The sequence below is a fragment of the Lysinibacillus sp. genome (assembly GCF_032093475.1).
In the GTDB taxonomy this organism is placed as follows: domain Bacteria; phylum Bacillota; class Bacilli; order Bacillales_A; family Planococcaceae; genus Lysinibacillus; species Lysinibacillus irui.
Genome location: NZ_DAMDAY010000032.1, coordinates 11,835 through 34,873 on the forward strand (window position 1 = coordinate 11,835; position 23,039 = coordinate 34,873).

Annotated in this window: 27 protein-coding genes; 8 read left to right on the forward strand and 19 right to left on the reverse strand. The window is 37.2% G+C overall.

Going from position 1 to position 23,039, the window contains the following annotated elements; translation table 11 throughout:
• A partial coding sequence (locus RT445_RS09190; protein WP_483869412.1) for a YdcF family protein occupies positions 1–281 on the forward strand: 281 nt, incomplete at its 5' end.
• A 45-nt stretch (positions 282–326) separates the two neighbouring features.
• Here the strand turns inward: RT445_RS09190 and RT445_RS09195 are convergent.
• The 8 genes from RT445_RS09195 to RT445_RS09230 all read right to left on the reverse strand — a co-directional run bounded on the left by RT445_RS09195 (position 327) and on the right by RT445_RS09230 (position 7,287).
• The gene (locus RT445_RS09195; protein WP_274793373.1) at positions 327–794 is read right to left on the reverse strand and encodes a hypothetical protein; all 468 of its coding nucleotides are present in this window, start codon (positions 792–794) and stop codon (positions 327–329) included.
• A 5-nt stretch (positions 795–799) separates the two neighbouring features.
• Positions 800–1,282, reverse strand: a complete 483-nt coding sequence (locus tag RT445_RS09200) for a DUF4259 domain-containing protein (RefSeq protein WP_274793374.1) — start codon at positions 1,280–1,282, stop codon at positions 800–802.
• A gap of 28 nt (positions 1,283–1,310) precedes the next feature.
• The gene (locus RT445_RS09205; RefSeq protein ID WP_274793375.1) at positions 1,311–2,138 is read right to left on the reverse strand and encodes a metallophosphoesterase; all 828 of its coding nucleotides are present in this window, start codon (positions 2,136–2,138) and stop codon (positions 1,311–1,313) included.
• A gap of 17 nt (positions 2,139–2,155) precedes the next feature.
• Entirely contained in the window at positions 2,156–2,956 is an 801-nt protein-coding gene (locus RT445_RS09210; RefSeq protein ID WP_274793376.1) for a hypothetical protein, read from the reverse strand.
• Between the two features lie 20 nt (positions 2,957–2,976).
• Positions 2,977–3,675 (reverse strand): DUF4274 domain-containing protein, encoded by a 699-nt coding sequence (locus RT445_RS09215; protein WP_274793377.1) that lies wholly within the window; start codon positions 3,673–3,675, stop codon positions 2,977–2,979.
• Positions 3,676–3,693: 18 nt separating this feature from the next.
• Complete coding sequence (locus tag RT445_RS09220; protein ID WP_313470442.1) at positions 3,694–5,349, reverse strand: DUF6138 family protein; 1,656 nt, start codon at positions 5,347–5,349, stop codon at positions 3,694–3,696.
• 67 nt (positions 5,350–5,416) lie between these two features.
• A complete protein-coding gene (locus tag RT445_RS09225; RefSeq protein ID WP_274793379.1) occupies positions 5,417–6,478 on the reverse strand; it encodes a suppressor of fused domain protein in 1,062 nt (353 codons plus the stop codon).
• A 260-nt stretch (positions 6,479–6,738) separates the two neighbouring features.
• Positions 6,739–7,287: a hypothetical protein gene (locus RT445_RS09230; RefSeq protein WP_274793380.1), complete on the reverse strand. Its 549-nt coding sequence runs from the start codon at positions 7,285–7,287 to the stop codon at positions 6,739–6,741.
• Between the two features lie 420 nt (positions 7,288–7,707).
• On the opposite strand from RT445_RS09230, the gene RT445_RS09235 reads away from it, so the two are divergent.
• Positions 7,708–8,217, forward strand: coding sequence for a hypothetical protein (locus tag RT445_RS09235; protein WP_274793381.1), 510 nt, complete (start codon positions 7,708–7,710; stop codon positions 8,215–8,217).
• A gap of 103 nt (positions 8,218–8,320) precedes the next feature.
• Here RT445_RS09235 and RT445_RS09240 read toward each other — a convergent pair whose 3' ends face one another.
• The 3 genes from RT445_RS09240 to RT445_RS09250 form a co-directional block, all read right to left on the reverse strand.
• On the reverse strand, positions 8,321–8,839 hold the full coding sequence (locus RT445_RS09240) for a GNAT family N-acetyltransferase (protein WP_274793382.1): 519 nt from the start codon (positions 8,837–8,839) through the stop codon (positions 8,321–8,323).
• Positions 8,840–9,419: 580 nt separating this feature from the next.
• Positions 9,420–10,022: a CPBP family intramembrane glutamic endopeptidase gene (locus RT445_RS09245; RefSeq protein ID WP_274793383.1), complete on the reverse strand. Its 603-nt coding sequence runs from the start codon at positions 10,020–10,022 to the stop codon at positions 9,420–9,422.
• Between the two features lie 165 nt (positions 10,023–10,187).
• Entirely contained in the window at positions 10,188–10,349 is a 162-nt protein-coding gene (locus tag RT445_RS09250; RefSeq protein WP_274793384.1) for a hypothetical protein, read from the reverse strand.
• Between the two features lie 88 nt (positions 10,350–10,437).
• Between RT445_RS09250 and RT445_RS09255 the strand changes: the two genes are divergently transcribed.
• Positions 10,438–11,439 carry an SDR family oxidoreductase gene (locus tag RT445_RS09255; RefSeq protein WP_274793385.1) on the forward strand — a complete coding sequence of 334 codons (1,002 nt, stop codon included), beginning with the start codon at positions 10,438–10,440 and terminating at the stop codon, positions 11,437–11,439.
• Positions 11,440–11,441: 2 nt separating this feature from the next.
• On the opposite strand, the gene RT445_RS09260 is transcribed toward RT445_RS09255, so the two are convergent.
• On the reverse strand, positions 11,442–12,323 hold the full coding sequence (locus tag RT445_RS09260) for a LysR family transcriptional regulator (protein ID WP_274793386.1): 882 nt from the start codon (positions 12,321–12,323) through the stop codon (positions 11,442–11,444).
• Positions 12,324–12,459: 136 nt separating this feature from the next.
• On the opposite strand from RT445_RS09260, the gene RT445_RS09265 reads away from it, so the two are divergent.
• Positions 12,460–13,218: an SDR family NAD(P)-dependent oxidoreductase gene (locus RT445_RS09265; protein WP_274793387.1), complete on the forward strand. Its 759-nt coding sequence runs from the start codon at positions 12,460–12,462 to the stop codon at positions 13,216–13,218.
• Between the two features lie 227 nt (positions 13,219–13,445).
• Here RT445_RS09265 and RT445_RS09270 read toward each other — a convergent pair whose 3' ends face one another.
• From RT445_RS09270 to RT445_RS09280, 3 genes are all read right to left on the reverse strand, one after another.
• Positions 13,446–14,288 carry an MBL fold metallo-hydrolase gene (locus RT445_RS09270; protein WP_274793388.1) on the reverse strand — a complete coding sequence of 281 codons (843 nt, stop codon included), beginning with the start codon at positions 14,286–14,288 and terminating at the stop codon, positions 13,446–13,448.
• A 188-nt stretch (positions 14,289–14,476) separates the two neighbouring features.
• Positions 14,477–15,046: a GNAT family N-acetyltransferase gene (locus RT445_RS09275; protein ID WP_274793389.1), complete on the reverse strand. Its 570-nt coding sequence runs from the start codon at positions 15,044–15,046 to the stop codon at positions 14,477–14,479.
• Between the two features lie 109 nt (positions 15,047–15,155).
• Positions 15,156–15,455, reverse strand: coding sequence for a CD3324 family protein (locus RT445_RS09280; protein WP_274793390.1), 300 nt, complete (start codon positions 15,453–15,455; stop codon positions 15,156–15,158).
• Between the two features lie 310 nt (positions 15,456–15,765).
• On the opposite strand from RT445_RS09280, the gene RT445_RS09285 reads away from it, so the two are divergent.
• Together RT445_RS09285 and RT445_RS09290 are read left to right on the forward strand one after the other, a co-directional pair.
• The gene (locus RT445_RS09285; protein ID WP_274793391.1) at positions 15,766–15,990 is read left to right on the forward strand and encodes a hypothetical protein; all 225 of its coding nucleotides are present in this window, start codon (positions 15,766–15,768) and stop codon (positions 15,988–15,990) included.
• Between the two features lie 733 nt (positions 15,991–16,723).
• On the forward strand, positions 16,724–17,200 hold the full coding sequence (locus tag RT445_RS09290) for a GNAT family N-acetyltransferase (protein ID WP_274793392.1): 477 nt from the start codon (positions 16,724–16,726) through the stop codon (positions 17,198–17,200).
• A 110-nt stretch (positions 17,201–17,310) separates the two neighbouring features.
• On the opposite strand, the gene RT445_RS09295 is transcribed toward RT445_RS09290, so the two are convergent.
• Together RT445_RS09295 and RT445_RS09300 are read right to left on the reverse strand one after the other, a co-directional pair.
• Positions 17,311–17,451, reverse strand: coding sequence for a hypothetical protein (locus RT445_RS09295; RefSeq protein WP_274793393.1), 141 nt, complete (start codon positions 17,449–17,451; stop codon positions 17,311–17,313).
• 12 nt (positions 17,452–17,463) lie between these two features.
• Complete coding sequence (locus RT445_RS09300) at positions 17,464–17,799, reverse strand: YolD-like family protein (protein WP_274793394.1); 336 nt, start codon at positions 17,797–17,799, stop codon at positions 17,464–17,466.
• Between the two features lie 349 nt (positions 17,800–18,148).
• On the opposite strand from RT445_RS09300, the gene RT445_RS09305 reads away from it, so the two are divergent.
• Entirely contained in the window at positions 18,149–18,835 is a 687-nt protein-coding gene (locus RT445_RS09305; RefSeq protein WP_396631799.1) for a cupin domain-containing protein, read from the forward strand.
• Positions 18,836–18,932: 97 nt separating this feature from the next.
• A complete protein-coding gene (locus RT445_RS09310) occupies positions 18,933–19,409 on the forward strand; it encodes a DUF3231 family protein (protein WP_274793395.1) in 477 nt (158 codons plus the stop codon).
• Positions 19,410–19,457: 48 nt separating this feature from the next.
• Here RT445_RS09310 and RT445_RS09315 read toward each other — a convergent pair whose 3' ends face one another.
• Complete coding sequence (locus RT445_RS09315) at positions 19,458–22,064, reverse strand: cation-translocating P-type ATPase (RefSeq protein ID WP_274793396.1); 2,607 nt, start codon at positions 22,062–22,064, stop codon at positions 19,458–19,460.
• Positions 22,065–22,357: 293 nt separating this feature from the next.
• Positions 22,358–23,039: MFS transporter (locus RT445_RS09320; RefSeq protein ID WP_313470448.1), on the reverse strand; the 682-nt coding region annotated here is incomplete at its 5' end.

Below are 23,039 nucleotides of genomic sequence, written 5' to 3' on the forward strand. Positions count from 1 at the left end.
TTTCGAAGCAACTCATGGATGAAATAACACAAGGTAAAGCTTACAATAGCATTTTTACAACAAATAATTTTCACCTATTTCGTGCGGGTATTTATGCAAGACTTGCTGGCTTAAACAGTCAAGGCATTGGCTCAAAGACGGCCTTTTATTACTGGCCAAACGCTATGATTCGTGAATATGTTGCAATTGTAGTTATGGAGCGAAAGCGTCATATGAAATTAATTGCACCTATTCTCGGTATTGCCATCATTTTATCTGTTGTTAGTTATTTCATCCTATAACGTAGTACTGATTCGTGCACTTTTTAAGGTGTCACGGATCTTTTTTTACACCAAGTACTGTTTTATTTGTTGCTCATAGACCGTCTCATAGTAATATTTGCGAGGATAGCACTCCTTTTGGAGTACCTGATAAAGGATGGATTGACCTTCCTCGTAACGAATGGAAAAATCGCAATGATCATATAGTTCTCGTGACAACTGTTTGATTATACGAACATCTTTTACAGTCACCCTCCAGCCGAACTGAATTAGATCCTGTTGATCAAGTGGATCACGATACGTATCAAGCACAATACAGGCATGTGGCAGATGCTTATTGGTAAATACTAAAACATCCCCTGTATGGATGGATTGATCAAAAAAACGTTCGTAAATCTCTTTTATAGGCACTTGGATATCCAGCACATCCATAATTTCCTGAAAAGTTGGGTGAGGGATATAGTCATCATTTGTTTCATCTGGATATTCAACTAATTCCAAAATGGAAGCCATTATCCAAAAATCATAGGTCATTTCATTCACTTCCATTTTTCCATTGATGCTAAATGGCTAATTTCTTGTTCCATTCTCTCAATAAGATTGGCAAGGTTGGCTTGCCATTCAGGCCAACTTTGGGATTCAGACCATAATTCAACAAGCTCTCTACTCCCATGTTGGTCAGGAACATCGTCTTTAATATCTTTTAAATATCTTAAAATAAATGTCAAAGAGCTTTTATCTGCCGTCATGTGTATGTTTGGATCATTGCTGTCTTTACCGTAAAATTGACCAGTATTGAGATAGTGGATGTAGAATTCCGCTAGTGCCATTGCACTCATATCATAGAAAAAATCGATATCTTCAAAGGTCTCCCCGAAAAAGCCTTGATTTTTCATTGCCTGGATACTATTCCTTAATAGTAACTGTTTTGATTCATTGTGTTGGTTGATAAAATCCTGTAAAAAGCCCACAACATCTAATCCTTCATCACTTTCCAACGCTTTATAACCCCAAGTCCCCATTTCATGCTCCTCCCTTTCTTAACTTCCTTTAATCTAATGAAGCTTTCGTAAAAATAAAAGCTCGGCCATCTGTATTTAAAATTTGCAACCCATTATCACACTCTACCATCTCCGTATCCCAATGAACGTGTCCACAGCAAACAATTAAATTAGAAGCTTGCTGTAGCTCATTCCAAATACTTGCGTTTCCAGGTTGCCTATGTAGCCTCACTTCAGGACTTTCATGTAGCAATAAAATTGCAGGGTTTTGCCTTAATAACTGACGTAAATGGGTTAAATAATCAGCTTCGCTCATACGATTCGATTTATCAGCCCTACCAATAACTCCCCCTAATGCTGCAATCGTCATTTCACCGCAGTGCAGCTTGCCAGCCTTAGGGAAAAAATGAATACCTGCTGTAGCGCCCAATATAGCTCTTGCCTCACATGAGAAAACATCATGATTCCCCGCAATACCCGCCACAACACCAAATTTACTATGGAAAGCTTGCCATACCGACAATGGATTGCCACTGGACCCCCTCTTTAACGGATCTACATACAAATCTCCACATAAGCAAACCACCACTTTGGATGGATTTAAATCAGAAAAGTGCGTTTCAAACAATTGTGCTAATGTATCAGCAAGCCCTTCTCCCAGCAATTTTTGCTCGTGGTCAATAACTCCCTGTAAATCAGAGGTAACGACCAACGCATCTAGCTCCTTAGGTAGGCCCACCATCTCTCCCCAATAAATAGGAAGCACTTTATAGGCTATGCCTTTTCCATTAGGGGCGGCTGTTTGGTATGGTAGTCTCTTTAATGGTTCCTTTGCAATATCGACAATTTTAATTGAACGATGGACTGGTTTCTTCATCCGTGAACGCTCCTTTCTTACAGATAGGAGCCAAAGTAGAACTTCAACTTTTCTTGTGAATAGCCGTCTTGCCCCCTCCAAGTAGCCATTGACATGAAATCTGTTCCTCGTCCTCGCTCCTTCCGAAAGTCATTCTTTGATACAAGTATTCCTGCATAGCCCCATATTTCCATGACAACATCTCGTTCATATTGATTGGACTTAAAAACATCTTTCCACCGTTTCTCAAGCTGTCTAGCTGCATCCGTGTCTTGACAGGATCCAATCGCCTCTACCATCTTTTTCAAAATGGCTACATCTTCCTCGCAAACAGTAAATGCCTGTTGTTCTTTCACTAAGCATTCTAAATCCAGCAAACAATACAATAGCCAATTTAGACGAATACCTCCCCACTTGATTCGTTCAAAATTCAGCACATTTAAGTCTTCATTTACATACAATTCTTTTGGCATTATTTTTTGTTCATTACAGTAGCCACACGCACTATAGGCTACCGAAGCTACAGGTCGTTCGTGATAGGCATGATTCGGTAGATCATAGGTAAGGGCCCAGCTAGATAGGGCACTGCGCAAATGAACTTTGCGAGTTGACAAACTATGCAAAAATGCTTGGATCACCAGTTCTTTTGTTAAGACTTCATCATGGAGTTGTCTGAGCCTTTCTATACATTCATCATGGGATATCGTTAAGCGATCAAACATCAAACCTTTATCTTTCGCATACTGAAAGTCTTCAACTGTATAGGTAGCCCCTTCAGCTCTCCATCTACCCGATTGCCAATAGGTTTGCATTAAAATTTTCTTGGCTTTTTGATCCATTATAAATCCCCTTATCTCTGTCATGAATAATCTATTTGTGCTGCTAATTTTTCGGCCATCTCTTTCCATGGACGTTTCCACTGTGAACCCGCAATTTCTTCCTCTGTTTGTTCTAGCCAATAATCACCTTCCATTAGCTCAAACATCTCCATTAATGTAATAGGAGCACAAATTGGATTGGTCATTGCCGCGAGCATAGGCTCTGGTCCATCATCCCAGTTATAGCTAATAACAATGGCGTGTAAAATGATAGCCGACGATATCTTACTAATGCGGCTGCACATCATTTCAATAGATTCCTCATATAAAATGGCGTTCACCTGTTGCTGTTCTTCTTCGCTCAAAGTCAGTCTAATTGTGCCAGGAGTATCCAGCAATAAATCTGCTATCCCTTTATGCTCTCTTGCCGCATACCAAGCCGTTGCCCTAATCCCTTCTGAAGCGTTTAACGCTACACCCCTAGTAAGTAGGTAGGAAATAACATCTCTTTGCTTAAACTTCACCGCTTTTTTCAGCGCACTATCTCCTAGCTTATCTTGAGCTTCTAAGTCTATGTTTTCTGTTAGTAGAAGCTTAATACCTTCAAGTGGCATACGATGGGTAATAAACAGCATTAACGGTGTTCTTCCCCGCTCATCGCGTTCATTTACATCAAGCTTGGTCACAGCCTCTAATACCCTCTCAAGGTCTTTAGATTTACTAACCTCTAGCCAATCCATTTCGATTACCTCCATTATTTAATTCATCCATTGTAATATTCTATCTAGCTCCTTACTCGATGTTTCTTCTTGCTTCCTACGCTGGGCTAGCTTCTTTGGATTACCAAATAGTCGGTATAACACAACTTCTCGCTCGTAGTCCTTCTTATTTTCTAACTCTTGCACAAGAGCCCCAAGTAAGTTTGGCTGCCACATATCAATGCCTTTTAGTGGCTTAGCCGATTCATTCGAACCCATTAATATGGCTACCAAAACAGGCATTAGCTCTACTGAGAGGCCATGAGCTTCTATAAAGGCCTCTGCATAACCATCTTGCACAGACTGATGCTCTATATCAACGAGCGCCATGTAGGTTTGGATAAGCGAGAAATAGGCATCACTAGAAAGGCCTAATCCAAATACTGCATAGGTGCCCGGCATTGCTGATTTTTCACTTGGCTCCACATCCTGATACCAAGCAAATTCTTCCATAGCTACTTGTGCATAGTCCGCTATTAAAGGGAAAAGGGTAGGAAATGCTAGGCAATTGGCAAAAAACTGATGAAGCTTTGATTTAGCCAATTTTTTTATAGGAAGATAATTTTTTACTTTAGACTTCAATGACAACTTGTAGCCTTTAGGAAAGCCTTCCTTTAGAAGATCAATGATATAATGAAGTGCTTCTCGATAAGCCGCTTCCTCTTCTGCTATGATTCGTATATCAATTGTTTGCAATATATCATTCGCTTGTCCTTGAAAAACATCGCGCTTTCGCGTGCTTTCAAAACGACCGCTCCCTGTTTGCAAATAATCAACTGCCTGCTGAGAGCCGAGCTGCTTGGCAAGCTCAAGGTATTTTAGGCAAGTAGCAGGCTCTTTCTGACCTATTTTTAACGCCACATACAGGAAAAAATCTATATGTTCCTGCTCAAGTTGTGGAGGGCGATCAGTAGTTTTAAGCACCCACTCTTTAATATACTCTCCTGTTTGTTCAAAATAGTGCGTTAAAAAATGCTCCTCTGCCCACTGCTTAAATGCTGAAGTATAATAATAAATCCATTTATCTAAACGTTCTTTGTTGGCAAGATGCTTCTCTTGTAGTCGACGAATTAGTGGTTCGATTTCATCAGCTACTGGATGAAAAAAATGCGGATTGACCAAATATTGTGCGAAGAAAAATTCATCATGATCACTTGGACGCACAGGTAGCTTAGCCATCACTTTTGTTTCAATAAATGTTGTCAGCGCTTCTTTTGTCAACTCTAGTTTGCGATTATTCAACAGCTTCTCTTGATAATGGAACACCGTATTATCCTGTTCGAATTCAAGCACGATTTGAAAGTGGTAATCAAAAAATCGAGGGCCGTATTGTTCTGATAGAAAAATCGTTTCCACTTTTGTACATAATGCCGTAAAAAGTTCTACTATATAGCTTTTTTCTGTAAACTCTTGTATGTATGGACCCGACTCCACCTTATAGGCACTATCACTCCAACTAAAGGGCTCATAGACATCAATAAAAATAGTACCGTTAGGCGTTTTTCCTTTTTTCCAAGTAACTTTTAAATAATTAAAAATGCCTGCTTGTAGTCGACTTTGACCTTTCAATGAACGTATTCTCTTACTTTCTTGTTGATAAATGGACGTAAGCTGCTCCCATACATCTGCTAGAAAATGTTCTACACATTGCTCCAAACATACAACCTCCTTTTCCATGCTTAGCGAAAAATCTCCCGCTAAAAAGCCTAGCGAGAGATCCACCTTATCCGATTGTTTTCACAACCGCTCCTTCTTGATTTTTAATATGCGTTTTCAAAATTTGAAAGCTCACTCCTGCTAACGTAGATATAGTAAATTGGCCTTCTTGCGGCACAAGATTTTGACTTAGTTCCTCCACCGCGTCCTTGTTTAATGTTATGGTAATTTCCTGTTCAGTCTCATGATAGCCCACCTGATCATCCGCTTTAAAAAGGATTGTAGTTTGTTGACCAACTAAGCTAAGATTCTTATTTTTTAATAGACGTCCTCGTAATAATTTACTTATAACCTCCGCTTGCTTGGCTCCTAGTTGCATAATATTGGATTGTTTATGAAACCAACCCTTTTTCCCCTCTTCCCAAGCGAGTTGATCGACAAAAAGAAAGCCTGTATTGGACCCCTCTTCCTCTATTCCTCGCTCAACTGCCTCTTGTACTTTGGGATTTTGTAGTAGAGAAGGTCGTGTTAAATCAGTAATATAGCTTGGTATTTGCTCAATCCCCGCCTCTAACACCCCTAATGTATTCCATGTCTGCATCGCTTCAAGCTCATCCTCTGAAATACCAACCATTTGAATAAACTCCATCTTGCCATTAGGTGTATCCATTTCTGCAAGCTCTGGGTCATGTGTAAAGGCCAGTGCGGTTAATTGCGTATCAGAATCAAGACAAATAGGACCATTGGCATCCAAATAATCGCCTTTTCTAAAAACATTGCCACTATTAAAAACATATCTGCCCATATTTTGAAGTAAGTTTAAGGCCCAAGCAGGTGGCTCCTCCTCGTCCTCGTGACGCACTAATCGAAATGTCAATTCAAATCCATACCCACTGTATTCCTTATTTTCCAATTCCTTTTCATATAATTCCGAGAATCCATATGTAACAAAATGCCAATGTGGAATGGGTGATTCACTTTTATAGGCACTTATCCCATCTAAAGGGTCTTGTCCGCCTAGTGAATAAGGGATCATCGTTCCATAATGCATAGGCTCCTGGTCGCCATATACTTTTGCTAAGGCCTGATCAATTGCATCCCATCCAACTGCTGTTACTTCTTCGCTCATTTCTAAGTCCTCCTTAGGTGATCATTCAATCGTTGCACATACATACCTAATAGTTATAATACCAATTTTATGGTAGCTCTTTTAACAGGAATAGGACTCATTTTCTGTTTTTCAGTACCTAGGTTTATTTTCATTCGGAACAAGGTAAATATGACTAATGACAGTAAACAGGCTATCTTTTCGTACTAAACAAAAAGATAGCCTGAGTATTATGCAATTTTCAACGTATTGAATAACATGGTGAAAAGAAAACGGATGACTTAGCCATACATCATGGCAGGCTCACGTACAGCATGTAAATAGTCTGCTAGTTTCCCTGCGTATACTTTTTCTAAATACGGTAATTGTGCTAGGCAATGAGGCGTCATTAATGCTGGATTTTGGACTATCTTTAAACCGCCCACTTTTAATAGCGTCGCTACAAATTGGGAACAAAAATAAGCACGCTCACGTCTCACTTCCTTTTGCATCACTACCCCAAAAAGACCGATAAAATTATATTTATAGCGATCTCGATTCCAATACATATATCGAACAATTTTCATCATCTCTAAATATTGATAATGAGATATCCGACAACGATAAATAACACAATCAGCGGATTCAAATAGTCCTCTTTCCGCATCCTCTCGTAAAAAACCTCCACTTAATGGATTATTTAATTGTCTTCTACCAAAGCTATACATTTCAAATAGCCCCTCATCAAAGGCTATGGATGCATGATTCATCTCTTTGCCTGTATACATGCCAATTGCTTTCGATAATAATGTGCCTGTTTTGGTTAATACTATGTAAATCGTATGTGCCATATCTTCACCTACTCCAATGTTCTCTCCTACTACCAATACGTTTTAAATCTTCAAATGGTTTCGTGAATTTCCTTTTTTTATAAGTATACACAGCTAATCTTAAATTTTTCCTTAGTAGAACCTGAAGATTTCCTTAAGATTTCACTTTATGAGGGTGTATTTACAATGTAACAGATCCCTTAAACTCAACGTTTCTACGATGCTTATTTTTCTACTACCTTTATTTATATGTATGTATTTGTATTCTTATGTGAGGTACATTTGGGTGCAGATACTTTTTTTCTGGGGTACTTGTGGTGCAAAAAACGGCTAATAGATAACTACTTATTAGTTTATATGAGTGATTATTTATGCCAATCCACACTTACAAAATTAAACATTTTTGATATAATTTTACCGAAGGCCGGAAAGGAGGAAAATATGAGGAAACGACTCTTCATAACAATTAGTGTTCTTGCCGTCGTAATTGGCTTAATGGTATGGGATGTGTACGAAAATAAAGAGTTAAAAAAACATGAAGCCATTGCTAAAGCTGAATTTGAAAAAATTTATACAGTAGCAGATATTTTTGAAGATGCCATTTTAAATAAAAAACCAACTTCTTTAAACATCCTTATAATTGAATCAGAACCGCTAAATCCTGAAAGAGTAAATGTCACAAACGAAAAACAACAAAAACAAATTATGGATGCGATAAACAACTTGCAAGTACAAAAAACACTCGGTGCAACTCCTTATGAAGATATGGATTATTCTATTAACATCGAATCAAATAAAGGCTATGGATTGCACGTATCCGAAAAGAAAAAACAAATTGCATTTCTAGATTTAGATAACGATTCAACTAAAACAGAAAATAAATTTCTTTATGAATACAAGATTCTAAAAGGTGCTAATGAATTTTTCAATGCTTTAAAGGATATTCAATAACACAATATACAAGCAGGTTTCAGCTCAGACTATCGCCAAAAGGAATCGACAAGAAATATCGATTCCTTTTTGTTATGAAATGGTACCAATTTTTATTCCTCACCTATAAGTTCTTTTGAAATAAAGTATGCCCATCTCCAATGCCGACTTGTTCAAAACCATTGCTACGATAAAAATCATTTAATTTATTATTTTTCTCTACGCAATCCAATCGTAACGTATTTTTTCCTTCCTTTTTAAGATACTGTTCAAGCCATTGTAATAATTCTTTTCCTAAACCAGAGCCCATATTAGAACGAGATACAGCTAATCGATGAAGATAGACGGCTTCATCATTTACATGTCCCCAAGTATGTTTGTCCCAAGAGCTTGGTGTGTCATACAGCGTAAATGTTGCTACAATCTCTTCATGTCGTTTAACAATAAAAGTGTCCTTATTACTGATCGCCTGCCTTATTTCATCATCTTCTCCTCCAGCAGCTAAAAATCCCCATTGATCGATTTCTTGTTCCTTTAGCCATTTTGCTACATCCTTTAAAAGATGAACTATTTGGTCTGCTTCTTTACTCGTTGCAAAGGTCACTTCATAATCCGCCAATAAAGAACCTACGTTATTTGACATGTTCTATTCCCCTATCTTTCAATATTTTGATAACCGCAAAAATGAATATAACTGTTTAATACGACTCCTTTTTATTAATATCCTTCCTTTTTACATATAAGATCTCTTTCCCCTAGAAGTTTCACATTTTTTACCGTTAATAATTTTTTTCAATCTCTCATTATCTCGTATAAAAAAACCCATAATAGCTAACAATAACTATACTTCTGTTTGCCTATTTTTAAATTTTTGGCTTCTACTTCTTCCACGACAATCAAAATAATGCCTTCCAATAGGTCTTTTACTAGTGAATCGACAATTTAACATACATTACAAATAGAGGTGCTTGCATTGACTACATTCGGAAAATGTTTATATATCGTGTTCTTTGTAACACTGTTTTTATTTACAACGATTTATGATCATCTCACTCATGGGGATTGGGCCTTACTTGAAAATTTTTTCTTTTCTTTTTGGGTAGCAACTTTTTTATTCATGACGTTACTACTTAGAAGTAAAAAAGGTGAAGCAGAAAAAGGTTAGTTCATTTTAAAAGCTCAACAAACATAACCCCGTTCTCATTTGAGAATGGGGTTAGTTGTCAGTTGGATTTTTTAACACGTAAAACATTATATTTAAATAAAAGTGTTATCCCTAAGTTCATCAGAAAATGGACGATAATGGGGACCAAAATATTGTATGTATTAAAATAAAGCCAGCTAAACGTCAGACTTGGAATACTAATATTCAGGAGCATGATTGGCTTTTTAAAGTATTGAACATGAATGGCTAAAAACAAGCATGTAGTGATGAGTATGGCCATCCACTGATGATCCAGCCAAATGTAAAGAACATTTTGGATAATTCCTCTGAACAGAAGCTCTTCAAACACAGCACCTAACAACATAAAGGCGAAAATCTCGTGTAATGAATACATTTGATAACTCTTATTTGTATCATCAATATCATTCGAGGGTACAACATACGTTAAAATCACGCCATATAAGACTAAAGCAAAGGAAGCAATGATGACATACATAAGTAATTGAGCAGGATGATTAAATGTTAAGTATTGCTCAATGTTAACTACCTCGTACACGATTAACATAAACATAATAGCTAAACAAATGAATGAAAAGGAGGTAAACACTACAATAGCATCTTTCGGGTTAGCTTCCTTTTTTATGATTTTTTTATTTTCCATATAAAACCTTCTCTTCTTTTTTTCTATTGCTATCCTAGCAAAATCCATGAAATTTAATCTCAGGATCTCCTTATTTCAACTATTTTTTCTAATAAGAAAAGGAAAAAAAGCCTACTTTAAAAAGAGTTCGGCATAACACCGAACTCAATCTACAGTTGCATCATACTATACTATTGGATAATACGGCTCGTAAATGGGTTGACTATAATAAGGTGGTCTAACACCAATGGTCGGTGTGAGCCAAGTATAATTCAAATAATGAATGTTTAATGAGTATGCTTCGTTTTCTAATAACCGCATAACCTCTGGAAAAAATTCAATTTCCATTTGACACTCCCCCTGTTGCATTCATAGCTATTTTCTATGCTTTAACATAAAAAGGTAAGCATTCATAGTATATGATGAAAAGGAGGGATTGGTTATCAACAATCCAAATGACTGGAATTCAAAAGACTACGAGGAATTAGTACAACAAATTCAATTTTATCAACAATGGTTTGAGGACAATAAAAAAGACGATCCGTACCCACACTATCCTATTTATGGTAAAATCACACAATACAAAGAGGTGCCTCTAACACAACCCGAACAAAGACAATTACGCCAGCCTGGTCTAGAAAGCTTAATGGTACCAAAGCCTATCATTGAAAACCCTCATTATAAAGGGAGTGGCAAGTTAAAGGGGAAAGTTGCTCTTATTACTGGGGGTGATAGTGGGATGGGCGCAGCCGCTGCCATTGCCTTTGCAAAGGAAGAAGCGGATATCGCCATTGCTTATTTAGATGAGCATGAGGATGCTAATAGAACGAAAAAAAGAATTGAGGAACTAGGCAAAAAATGTTTGCTACTTCCTGGGGATCTACGTCATAAAAAACAATGTGTTGACATTGTTTTAGAAACGATTAACACTTTTGGCCGTTTAGATATTTTATGTAATCATGTCGGTATTCAATTTCAGCAAAATGATCTTACAGACATCACAGATGAACAATTTGATGAAACTTTTAAGCTTAACGTCTATTCTCATTTCTATACGACAAGAGCAGCCCTTCCCTATTTAAAAGCAGGAAGCTCTATTATTGGTACTGCTTCCGTTGTGGCTTATGCAGGTGAACCTTTATTAATTGATTACACGGCTACAAAAGCAGCTATTGTTGGCTGGACTCGCTCCTTGGCAAAAAGCGTTGCTAATAAGCAAATTCGCGTAAACGCGATAGCCCCAGGCCGTATTTGGACACCACTTATTCCTTCCAGTTTCTCTTCAGATGAAAACGCCCTACATGGGACTAATTTATTTAACCGTATGGCTCAGCCTTTTGAGGTGGCTCCTACATTTGTCTATTTAGCATCGGATGATTCTAGGCACGTTACAGGGCAAGTATTACATGTAGATGGTGGTGAATCGACCCAATCTTAATTCTATTTCTTATCACTTAAAAAGGTGATCGCGAAATCACGAAAACTATTGACAACAAATGAACTCTTTCTATTTTTATTCCAAGCAATGCCTACCGTTTGAAAGCATTCAGGATCTGAAATTTTCAATATCTTGGCATTATCTAAATACTGATCTAAAAAAGAATTTTTAAAAATAAAAGAGATGCCTTTTCCTTCATTCACTAATTGTAAAATGATTGACAAATCTTCTCCTTCAAATGCAATTTGCGGAGTAAAACCTGCCTTTTCAAATAGTTGGTTTTCTGTTGCTCTGAAATTTTGCTCTGTTTCGGATAAAATAAACAGCTCATCCTTGGTCTCAATTAGTGAAACACTTTCTTTTACAGCAAGAGGATGATTTTTTGGAACAACTAAAAAAATCTCTTCTGTAAATAGTGGAACCCATTCTATTCTTCGATCAGCAATCGGATTGATGACAATCATTAAATCTATTTCACCATAAATTAATTTTTGTTGGGCTAATTTATCTGGTAATACATATTGACGGATTTTAACATTCGGGCGCTTTTTATAAAAATTAAAAAACAATTTGGGTAATAGTTTTGAATTCATGACATTAATGGCGACACTATCTTCTCTAATATTAGCTAGCTCTTGAATCTCTGTCTTTGCCTCATATAAATCATCTAGCGCTTTTTCCGCCTTCTCATAAAACATTCGGCCGTATTCATTTAAGCGAATCGATTTCCCTTTTCGATCAAAGAGTGGTACGCCAATATCTTCTTCTAAACGCGCAATCGTTTTGCTTAAGGAAGACTGCGAAATTTCTAGTTCCAAAGCTGCTTTTGACATATGCTCTAAGCGGGCTACCATTAAAAAATATTCTATTTGTGTTAGTTGCATTTTTTGTCCTCCCTTCTCATGCTTATTACTATAAAGGAATAAGCTCATTCTTACAAAATTATTGAATACAATTTTTAAGGAACGCTATACTACACATGTTAACAAGAAGCTCTTTAAATAATAGGAGGCAGGAAATATGAACTTACAAGATTTCGAAGGTCGTGTTGTTTTAATAACTGGAGCAGCTACTGGTATTGGTCGTGCTACAGCACTTGCTTTTGCTCGCCGAGGTGCGAAAGTAGCCATTGGAGATGTCGATGATCGTGCACAAGAAACGGTTGAGCTAATCCAACAAGAAGGTGGAGAAGCTGTATTTTTTAAAACGGATGTAACAAACGCTGATCAATTGAAATTATTAGTACAACAAACAGTAGAAAAATTTGGTGGACTCCATCACGCTTTCAACAATGCAGGTGTTTTAAATAAGCCAGCCAAATTCGTTGATATTGAAGAAGAGGCTTTTGATAAAGTAATGGCAGTGGATGTTAAAGGTGTATTTTTTGCTGTAAAACATGAGCTTGAATACATGATCAAAAATGGTGGTGGTACAATTGTAAACACTGCATCTGTAGCAGGTTTAATTGCCGATCCAAATATGGCCCCATACGTTACTGCCAAACATGCAGTTACTGGCTTAACGAAAGCGGCCGCTATTGACCATGCAGAAGATGGTATCCGTGTAAATGCTGTAGCACCGGGATTAACAGAAACACCAATGACACAAATGTGGAAAGATAGTCCTGAAGTATGGAACGAGGTTGTTTCTAATGTGCCAATGCGTCGCTCTGCTAAACCAGAAGAGATTGCTGAAGTAGTTGTCTTCCTTTCTTCAGATGCTGCAAGCTTCTGTAACGGTTATGTATACGGAGTAGATGGCGGGCAAGTTGCTCACTAAGTACCATTCTCTACTTTAATAAGTAAACAGTGTGGGTAGTTTTTACCCCACTGTTTTTTCCTGTTCCTATCTATTACTTCTAGCTTTTAATCTATATTTCAATTGCTTTTCAATTTATTTACAGTGGTTATGTTAATTACTATACAAACATACATTAATGGCGGGATAGCACCTTTAACATCGCCCCCAAGATGTTTTTGTACTGTGCTATCCCGCCCTTTTTACAGCTAATTGAGGTACTTACCGTGATTAGGTAAAGCAATTTGGTCAAAATCATCCACAAGATTCTGAAGATTTTCTGTCAATTCTTCTCCTTCCATTGCTAAACCATGTCCTGTAATGGCAACAGAAGGTCTTAATTCCTTTAATTTTTTCACTGACTCATAAGCTGCTTGCCAATCCGTTGTCAAATATCTAGGTGGACCACTAATTTCTTTTGTCTGGGTCAATACTTTATAGAGAGATTCTTGTTTCACCGTTACAAAGGCATCTCCAACAATTAATGCACCATCTTCGCTTCTAAATAAAGAAATATGTCCTGGTGAATGCCCTGGCGTATGAATCCAATGGAATCCTGGCATATGGGGGACAGAACCATCTGAAGGAAGAGCACTCACGTTACTCCCTAATTGAATTGATTCATGCGGAAAAATAGGTGACATTTTAGCAATCAAACCACCGTTAACTGTAGAATCAGGTTGTGGATAATTTTGTTCTCCCGTTACATAGGGTAATTCCAAAGAATGCACATAGACAGGGACATTCCAATGTTTGATTAATTCAATAATGGCTCCCACATGATCAAAATGACCGTGAGTCAATATAATGGCCTTGGGACGAGCATTGGCTCCAAAACGATTTTCCGCTACAGCAATGATTTCTTCCGCACTTTTCGGCATACCTGCATCTATTAACACAAATTCATTGGCATTTTGACCGTACAGCACAATATTGACGATCTGTATTGTATATTGATATAAATCAGGTCGTACTTCTACGCCAATACCGCTCCCTACAGATGTCGCCGGTATAAATTTATAATCATAACCGTAATGTAAATCCTTGTCCATTTCCAAACCTACTTTCGCTTCATATTTTATCAAGACAAACCTATTTTTCCTTTCTTCAGTTAAATTAATGCATGCAAATATTGTGATTACTATATGTATAAAAACAGCCATCCTTTTAAGTTGGCTGTTCTTTAGTACAAAATTAAAATTTTCTCTATTATAGAAGTAGTCATTTACTTATTTTCGTATTACCTTTTGGAGAATTCCGAATTTAATAAAGAATAGATGAACATATCTCTACATTCCCCCGTAACACTATGACATTCATATTGTCGTAAAAAACCCTCTTCCTTAAAATTAAATTTTGCTAGTAACGTCCTTGAAGCTATGTTTTCTGCGGCGACAGTTGCCTGTATCCTCACTAAACCTAATTGATTAAATCCAATAGACAATACTTCATTCACCGCTTCAGTCATAATGCCCCTATGCCAATATGATTCTGATAATTCGTACCCTATTTCAGCACGCTTGCCTTCAAAATTACTTAAAAAAATGGTACCTATCACTTCATCTGTGATGTTGTCAGCAATGGCAAAACGAATAATCCAGCCCTTTTCATAGCCTTCATTCCATATTTTAATAACCTCATAACTTTTTTCTAAGCTCTCAGGCCCATTCCAATCTAGATAACAATAAACATTTTCATTTGAATAATAATTGTATAAGGCTGGTGCATCTTCATGTTTTAACTGCCTTAATCGCATATGTTCAGTTTGAATGGTTGGAAATGAGTTTCCCAATAATTTAGTAAATTTCATATTTCTCTCCCTTTTCACGAATAATAGATAGCCTTATTTAAGAATATCTGAATATCATCACGGATCATACCTCATCGATATTTCATAAAAAAAAATAAGCCACTGCAATTTAAAATCGCAATGACTGATTGTTTAATGCCCTTCTTTTTTCTTTTAAAATAATTCTTTGAATACTCTTACGTGATAAATAATATTTTTCACCTAGCGTCTCACTATCCATTCCTGCTAAAAAATCATGATAAATACTGGCGTTTCTCAAATCCAGTTCCGTTCTTGTGGTCGTATTAGTTCCCCAGTTCTTTTTATGTTCTTCTTTCCTTGGAATATAAATATATTCACCATCCACATACTCTTGAATTAATGCTAACAATTCGGCAGGTAAAATATGCTTTGCTTTTTTATAGCTCATATTGCACTCCTAAATGTATAGATTGTTTTTAGGAAGAGCAAAGGCTATTGTCATTCATTTTTTTGCAATAGCCTTTGCTATGCAAACTTTGTATATTTTCTCAAGAAAAATCCCCCTTTTTTCTAATTATATGCATAATATACCATATACACCAAAATACCAATAGTCTTCCATTGGCTGTTAATATAATTAGAAGAGTATATTGTTTCATCGTTAAAAGCTACTGACAAAACGACTCCCATTTTTAGGTATTTGACCTCCACATCTATTACCACTTCTTTCATATATTACATTGAAAGGAGTGGTAATTGTGCCTTGGCAACACGAGATCCCCTATTTAATCGGGCGGCCAGTCGGTGTTTCTTTTACAAATGGGCAGGGTACTTCTGGTGTCCTCTGCGGCGTTTCAGGTGGAAAGCTTCATGTCCTCGAATATTTGTATCAAAGCCAATTTGCCTTAAAACAATACGATTTTCATATGATTCAAGATGTAAATGGCTTTCCACCTTGTCAGATGCAGCAGCCATTATACTAAAGACATCCATCTAGGATGTTTTTTTTATTGGCACTTCTTAGTTGACATACAAGTTATCTACTGTCCTTTTTAATTGGAGTATTTCTCACAGCGATTTTTCAATACTTAAAGTCATTTAATCGAAATTAAAAGCTAGCGCTTAAGATAGATAACTATCTTAAAACGCTAGCTCATCATACTAATAGTAGTGTAAAGTTCTTTCAACTTTACGTACACTCCTTTTATTGGTATTTGGGGTCACTTTCGTCCAAGTGACCTCTTTTTGTCATTCCACGTTTCGCTGTTTTATCCTTTTACCCTATCAAACGGAATCATCGGAACATTCATAAGACAAATTCGTTCTATAGGAGGGAGGAAAACAATGGGAATTAATTTAAATTTCTGGTCATTTGTTTTATCTTTAGGCTGCATCCTACTATTTTTTCTTTCAGGCACAATGAAAGACTTTTTTGTTACACAACTTCATTTTCATCCATTGACGTTGACTCTACTCTTGTCCATTACCTGTTTCTACCTCAGCTTTGTTGGAATGAAAGATGTAAAAAATTTAGCAACCTTGCTACGAGGGATCATAACAATGTTGATCACACTTATCCTAATAATCAGTATCTCCTTCATTTTATTTTTTGGTAATTTTTTAAGTTAAACTATCCTAGCTGACATTATTTTTATACAAGCCTCCTTGACGAACACCTGTTCTGTAGTTAGAATAATAAAAAAAGGAGGCTTTTTTATGCAAAAAACAGCGAACATTGAATTAGTACATTTTTCAGAAGATTATGTGGAGCAGTTACATAGTTTTGAACTACCGGAAGACCAACACCAATTTACAGCCCTTCCAAAAGAAATTTCCATAGAGACGGTTGGACAATATCCTATCGTCATATTAAGTGATCATGTGCCAGTTGGCTTTTTTGTTCTTCATGCAACTGACAGGGTAAAAGAATATTCTACAAACCCTAATGCTATGTTGTTAACTGCCTTATCCATCGATCATCAACAACAAGGTAAGGGCTATGCTAAAAAAGCAATGTTTGCACTTGCTGACTTTGTGAAGCAACATTTTAATGAATGTAATGAAGTGGTGTTAGTCGTCAATCACAAAAATATCGCCGCACAGCATCTTTATCACAAAGTGGGCTTTATCGATAACGGTGAAAGAAGAATGGGGCCTATTGGTGAGCAAATTGTTATGCAGTTACCACTTTAAAGAAACCATCACTCATTTGCTTTGTTCAAATGAGTGATGTTAAATTGTTTTAACACAAGCTCACCTCGGTTTTTAATACTTGAATGGATAGCGTAACACCTCATCATTTCCTATGGTAGCATTCCGCGCATCGCTAAAATAATCGTTTGGGCAAGCTGACGTTTAATGTGAACATAATCCTCTGCCATTGTTAAATATGCCGCAATGATTTCACTGCTAAGTCGAGCTGTAAACATTAATGTACTAATCATTGTTGCTCTCCATTAATCAAGTACATCATCTTCTATATGGGCAGCATAAATATACCTTAAGGGGATATGCTTTGTTGTGGTGATAGTTTCTAGTAGTAGCTCCTCCTCATGCATCGCCTGAATGAAGCCTCCCCATTGAACATAATGAGCCTGATCCCATATAGTTAACATAATATAGTTATGTTGAACAATTGCTCGCGAGATCGTTTGCTGTAATTCTTCAAGCTCCCATTCAGTGCGTTCACGAGGTGGCTCTGTAAACACCTCTTGTTTCCATTCTTTCAAAAGCATTAAATGCTCTGGTAACATCATCGCTGTCCACTTCATTGTTCCTCTATCTTTTATCATTTTCTCCACTCCTTAAGCAAGTGTCCGCCATATAAGCCATTGCGTGAAACACCGTGCCCACTTTTGTATAGGAAGCAACTCGTAATAAAGCTAGCATTCCATATTTTCTAGGTATCCATTACATGACCATTGATGATAATAATGTTGAATGCTCCTTTACTTACTGTAGTTCGTAAACATAGCTCTCTGAAGAAGAACAAATGTTCGTTTTTTATTATACGTATGTACTTTCTTAAATAGAAGTGGTAATTTTAGGTAACTTTAAAAAGGCAGATGAAGCAGGAGTTCCCACTGAGAGCTAGGCATTTGTGTAAGCCTAGCAATAATAGAAACATACTCTATGGTGATAATGAAGAGTACAATTGAAGTGAGAAAGGATGTAACTATAAACACAAATATTGATTATTCCTCCCCGTCTGCGGAATTCACTTTTGATGTCAACAAAAGTACGCTTTTTAAAAAGGATTCACGAAATTATATTAATGTGCTTGGCGTGGAACAATTAAATACATTAGAAAATGTATCTTTACTCGATATTTTTTTAAGTGAAGATAATGTTGTTGAGCCACATTACCATCAAAATGCAGCTGAGCTTGTCTATTGTATTACTGGGGCGGCGACAGTTTCCCTATTGAATCCCTTTACGAAGAAAATTCAAAACTATCCAATCAAGCCTGGGCAAGTCGCTAATGTACCACAGGGCTGGTGGCATTATGAAATAGCGACAGAAGATGACACCCATTTACTCGCTATTTTCGATGCGCCAACACCAGAAGTCATTTTAGGCTCTGATATATTGAAATTTACTCCAGCTAATATTATGGCTCACACGTATTGTTTAGATGAGGAACAATGGAAGAAAACCATTGCACCGGTTGTTCCAACAACTTATATTGGTCCAGCAAAAGGCTGTAATCATGTCAAATCAGCAACCGATAAACAAACGAAGCCAAAGCACTATATGAAACCATGTCCTTATCCGTATCCATATCGTTACCCTTATCCACATCCGTATCCCTATGGCACATATTATTAGTACGTTCTCTTAGTAAACTTTTATTGTAAAAGATGAATAGAATGTCATTTCTTGTCCATCCTAATCTTAGATAACCTAAGAGTTAGGAAGTGTCTCAATGTTAAAAGACAATCTAGCATCATTACGATTTAAGGAGATTTTTAAGCTTTGGTCACAGCTTGGTGTCAATCAAGGATATATTGCTTCAAGCCATGCCTTTTTTAAGCATACGCGTGATAAACAATTAAAGATAATGATCCTGGAGTTTATTCAATGTTTAAAAGAGGAAAATAAGCACCTGACATTGTTACTTAAGGAAAATGGCGTCTTGGCACCTACTACATCCATCGAGTATAATACGATGAAAATAACAGACCTTCGCGGCAAATCGATGATTAATGATGGTGAAATTAGTGCGATTTTATCCATGAATATCGCCTCCTCTTTAATTTCCGTAAGTCAAGCACTCGATCTGTCAGTGAAGAAGCTCCATTTAACAAAATATGGTGAACTTCATATGCGTTATTCACTACTGGGATCAAAATTGATTGACTATAGTCAGCGTAAAGGTTGGTTAGAGGCTCGTCCACGCTAAAAAGAAGCATCCGTTTCATCCATAACGGAAGCTTCTTTTTTTAACTTACTATCGTCTCCTAACGAACAGAAGCTTATACCATTGATTTACGAGGAATGGTAATACAGATAAGCTATAAATGAAGCCTAGCTGTGCAATCGTCAATGGGGCAACCTCAAAGACTGTTGTGAGCATTGGCATAAACAAGACAAAGTGTAGGCTGAGCACACCGATTAAGAAAGCGAGCCATGTATATTTATTCGAGAATACACCAATAGCGAAAATCGACTCTTTGGATCTGGAGTTGAAACCATGCACTAATCTGGATAAACACAGTGTTGTAAAGGCCATTGTGCTAGCTGTTAACGTATCGCCTGTCGATAGACCAATTTGAAAAGCAATAATGGTGGAGATGGCAATTAAAATACCTTCTAATACTACTTGTGTCGTAAAGGCTTTATTTAATAAAGGTGTATGAATATTTCTAGGCTTGTCCTTCATCGTTTTCTTATTATTGGGCTCTAACCCAATGGCGATAGCTGGCAAACTATCCGTTAATAAGTTGATGAATAATAGATGGACAGGCGCAAAAGGAACAGGTAGGCCTAACACCGTTGCATATAACACAACAAAAATAGCTCCAGCATTACCAGATAATAAGAATAGAATAGCATTTTTTATATTCGTATAAATACTACGACCATTAGCGATTGCCTTAACAATCGTCGAAAAATTATCATCGGTTAAAATCATCGATGAGGCATCTTTTGCAACCTCTGTACCTGTTACCCCCATTGCGACACCAATATCTGCTTGTTTCAAGGCAGGTCCATCATTGACACCATCCCCTGTCATAGCAACAACATGACCTTTATCCTGCCAGGCTTTTACAATTCGAATTTTTTGTGCCGGTGTAACACGAGCATAGACAGAATAATCATCAATTTTATCTTGTAACTCTTGATCTGTTAAACCATCAAGGGCGTGTCCTTCAATCGCTTCTTCTGGATTTTGTAAAATACCAATTTGTTGGGCAATCGCCGTAGCTGTAATTTTATGGTCACCGGTAATCATAACGGGCTTAATGCCTGCATTTATACAGCTTTCCACTGCTTCTTTCGATTCTTTTCTTGGAGGATCCATCATCGCAACTAAGCCGACAAAGATTAAGTCACGTTCAGCTCTTGTATCAACGCTTTGCTGAGGGAAAACATCTTTATACGCAATGGCCAGCACACGTAAACCATTCATTGAAAAGTCACGATTGACCGCTTCAATTTTCTGACGCTGCTGTGCGGTCATTTCAAAAATGCCTGTGGATGTTTTGATTCTCGTTACTTTGGGCAAGAGTACATCCAATGCCCCTTTCGTAATCATCACCGTTTGCTTGTCCATCTGATTTACCGTGCTCATAAGCTTTCTTGCCGAATCAAATGGAATTTCAGCCAAGCGTTTATATTGCTCTCGAATTTTCAGTTCATCAAGGCCATACTGCTTTCCTAATTTCACAAGAGCAATTTCGGTAGGGTCGCCGATTTCTTTCTGATCTCGCTCTACAGCATCACTACATAAAAGTGCCTTGATCATCAGCTCTTTTTCCACTGGATTTGTTGGATTAAGCCAATCATGTGGTATCTTTTTCTGGTCGACAAAGACTTCTTGTACCACCATTTTATTTTCTGTTAAGGTCCCTGTTTTATCAGAACAAATAACTGAAACACTTCCTAAGCTTTCCACCGCATAAAGCTTACGGATAATCGCATTTTCCTTCGCCATCTTCTGCGTGCCAAAAGCTAATACGATAGTCACAATGGAACTTAGCGCCTCTGGGATTGCTGCAACAGCAAGGGAGACTGCAAACATAAATGATTCAACTAAGGCTCGTCCTCGAATAAGGTCAATTGTAAAAATAGCTAAACAAATGAGTGTAATCCCTAATGCTAATTTTTCACCGAATTGATCAAGACTAATTTGTAGGGGCGTTTTCTTCTCCTTGGCTGTATCGAGTAAATTCGCAATTTTGCCGATTTCTGTCTGCATGCCGATTGCCGTCACCATTACAATACCACGGCCATTAGTTACAAAGCTTCCTGAATACACCATGTTCTTCTTATCAGCAATGGTCACATTATTTTTTCGTATAGGATCTGTACTTTTGGCTACAGCAATCGATTCACCTGTTAGGGAACTTTCATTAATGTGTAAATTATGACATTCTAGTAGTCTGCCATCTGCATTGATGTAATCGCCCGCCTCCAATATCAGAAGATCTCCTATCACAATTTCCTCCGAAGGAATCTGCATTAGTTGATTGTTACGCATGACTTTGGCAATGGGAGAGGTCAACGCTTTCAGATTGTCTAGAGATTGTTCTGCTTTTACATGTTGTACAGTACCTAAAATAGCATTTAAAATCACTACAATCATAATAACAATCGTACTTTCTACTTCCCCTAGTAGAAATGAAACGAAGGCCGCAACGAGTAATATAATAACTAATAAATCTTTAAATTGTCCGAAAAATACAGCCCACGTACTTGTTTTTTTTCCTTCCTCTAATACATTATAGCCATAGACCTGTTGCCTTTTTTGGACGTCATCATCGGTCAAGCCTTGTGGGGTGACGCTCAATATCTTCATGACTTCAGCAGACGATTGTTGATGATATTCAGTCATTGGGTTCTCCTTCCATTTACAAGATTTGAAGAGCTCCTACTATTTTTCTTGAAAATAGTAAGCGCACTTAAATCTCAAACTCCTATAAAATTCATTAACTACAACAATCTATTCCATATGTATTTAGAGTATGCTTAGAATTCATAGAGAAATTAATTTTGAAAGAGATACAAACATAGATTCAATCAAACTAAGTCTTAGCATAATTGCAGTTAATAGATCCAAAACCTCTGCTAAATCAAGCTAAAAAGGTATTGGAGATAGCTTCCCCAATACCTTTTAGGTTGTTTCTATTATGAGTTGTGGTGGGCTGATTGATAATCTCCATGCTGCTCCTGTCCAAGTGGCGCTCTTTTAATAGAGAAAATAGCACAACCTAATGCACAGAGAACTAGAATCGTTCCAAAGCTCGCTAAATGCATAACAGAATCAGTCAAAGCAAACATGGCGCCTCCAACTGCTGATCCAATGGATATCCCAATTTGAAGGGCAGCTGTATTTAAGCTCTGCTGAATATCGGATGATTTAGGATCAGTTTGAATTAAATAATTTTGTAATGGTGGTGTCAATGCCCAGCTTAATGCACCCCATAAAACTGTAAACACTAAAAATAGCGGTAAAGCAATGATCGTGTAAGGAATACTGAATAAAACTATAGCAAAGGCAGACACAATCAAAATAATGGCTTTACTCGTGCCAATTTTATCACTCACCCAGCCTCCTACTGCGTTCCCACTAACAGAGGCAATACCGAAGATTAAGTAACAAATACTAATCCATGAAGGACTCATATCAAATGCTTCTACTAAAAAAGGTGTTAAATAAGCGTAGAGCATGTAATGTCCTGCTAGCATAAACAACGTAGTTAACTGAGCTGTAAGGATTTTTAAATTAGCTAAAGATTTGATTTGTGCCTTCAGTGGCACTACTTCTCCGATTGGCATTTTTTCAAGTAATAAGGCAATTAAAATCATG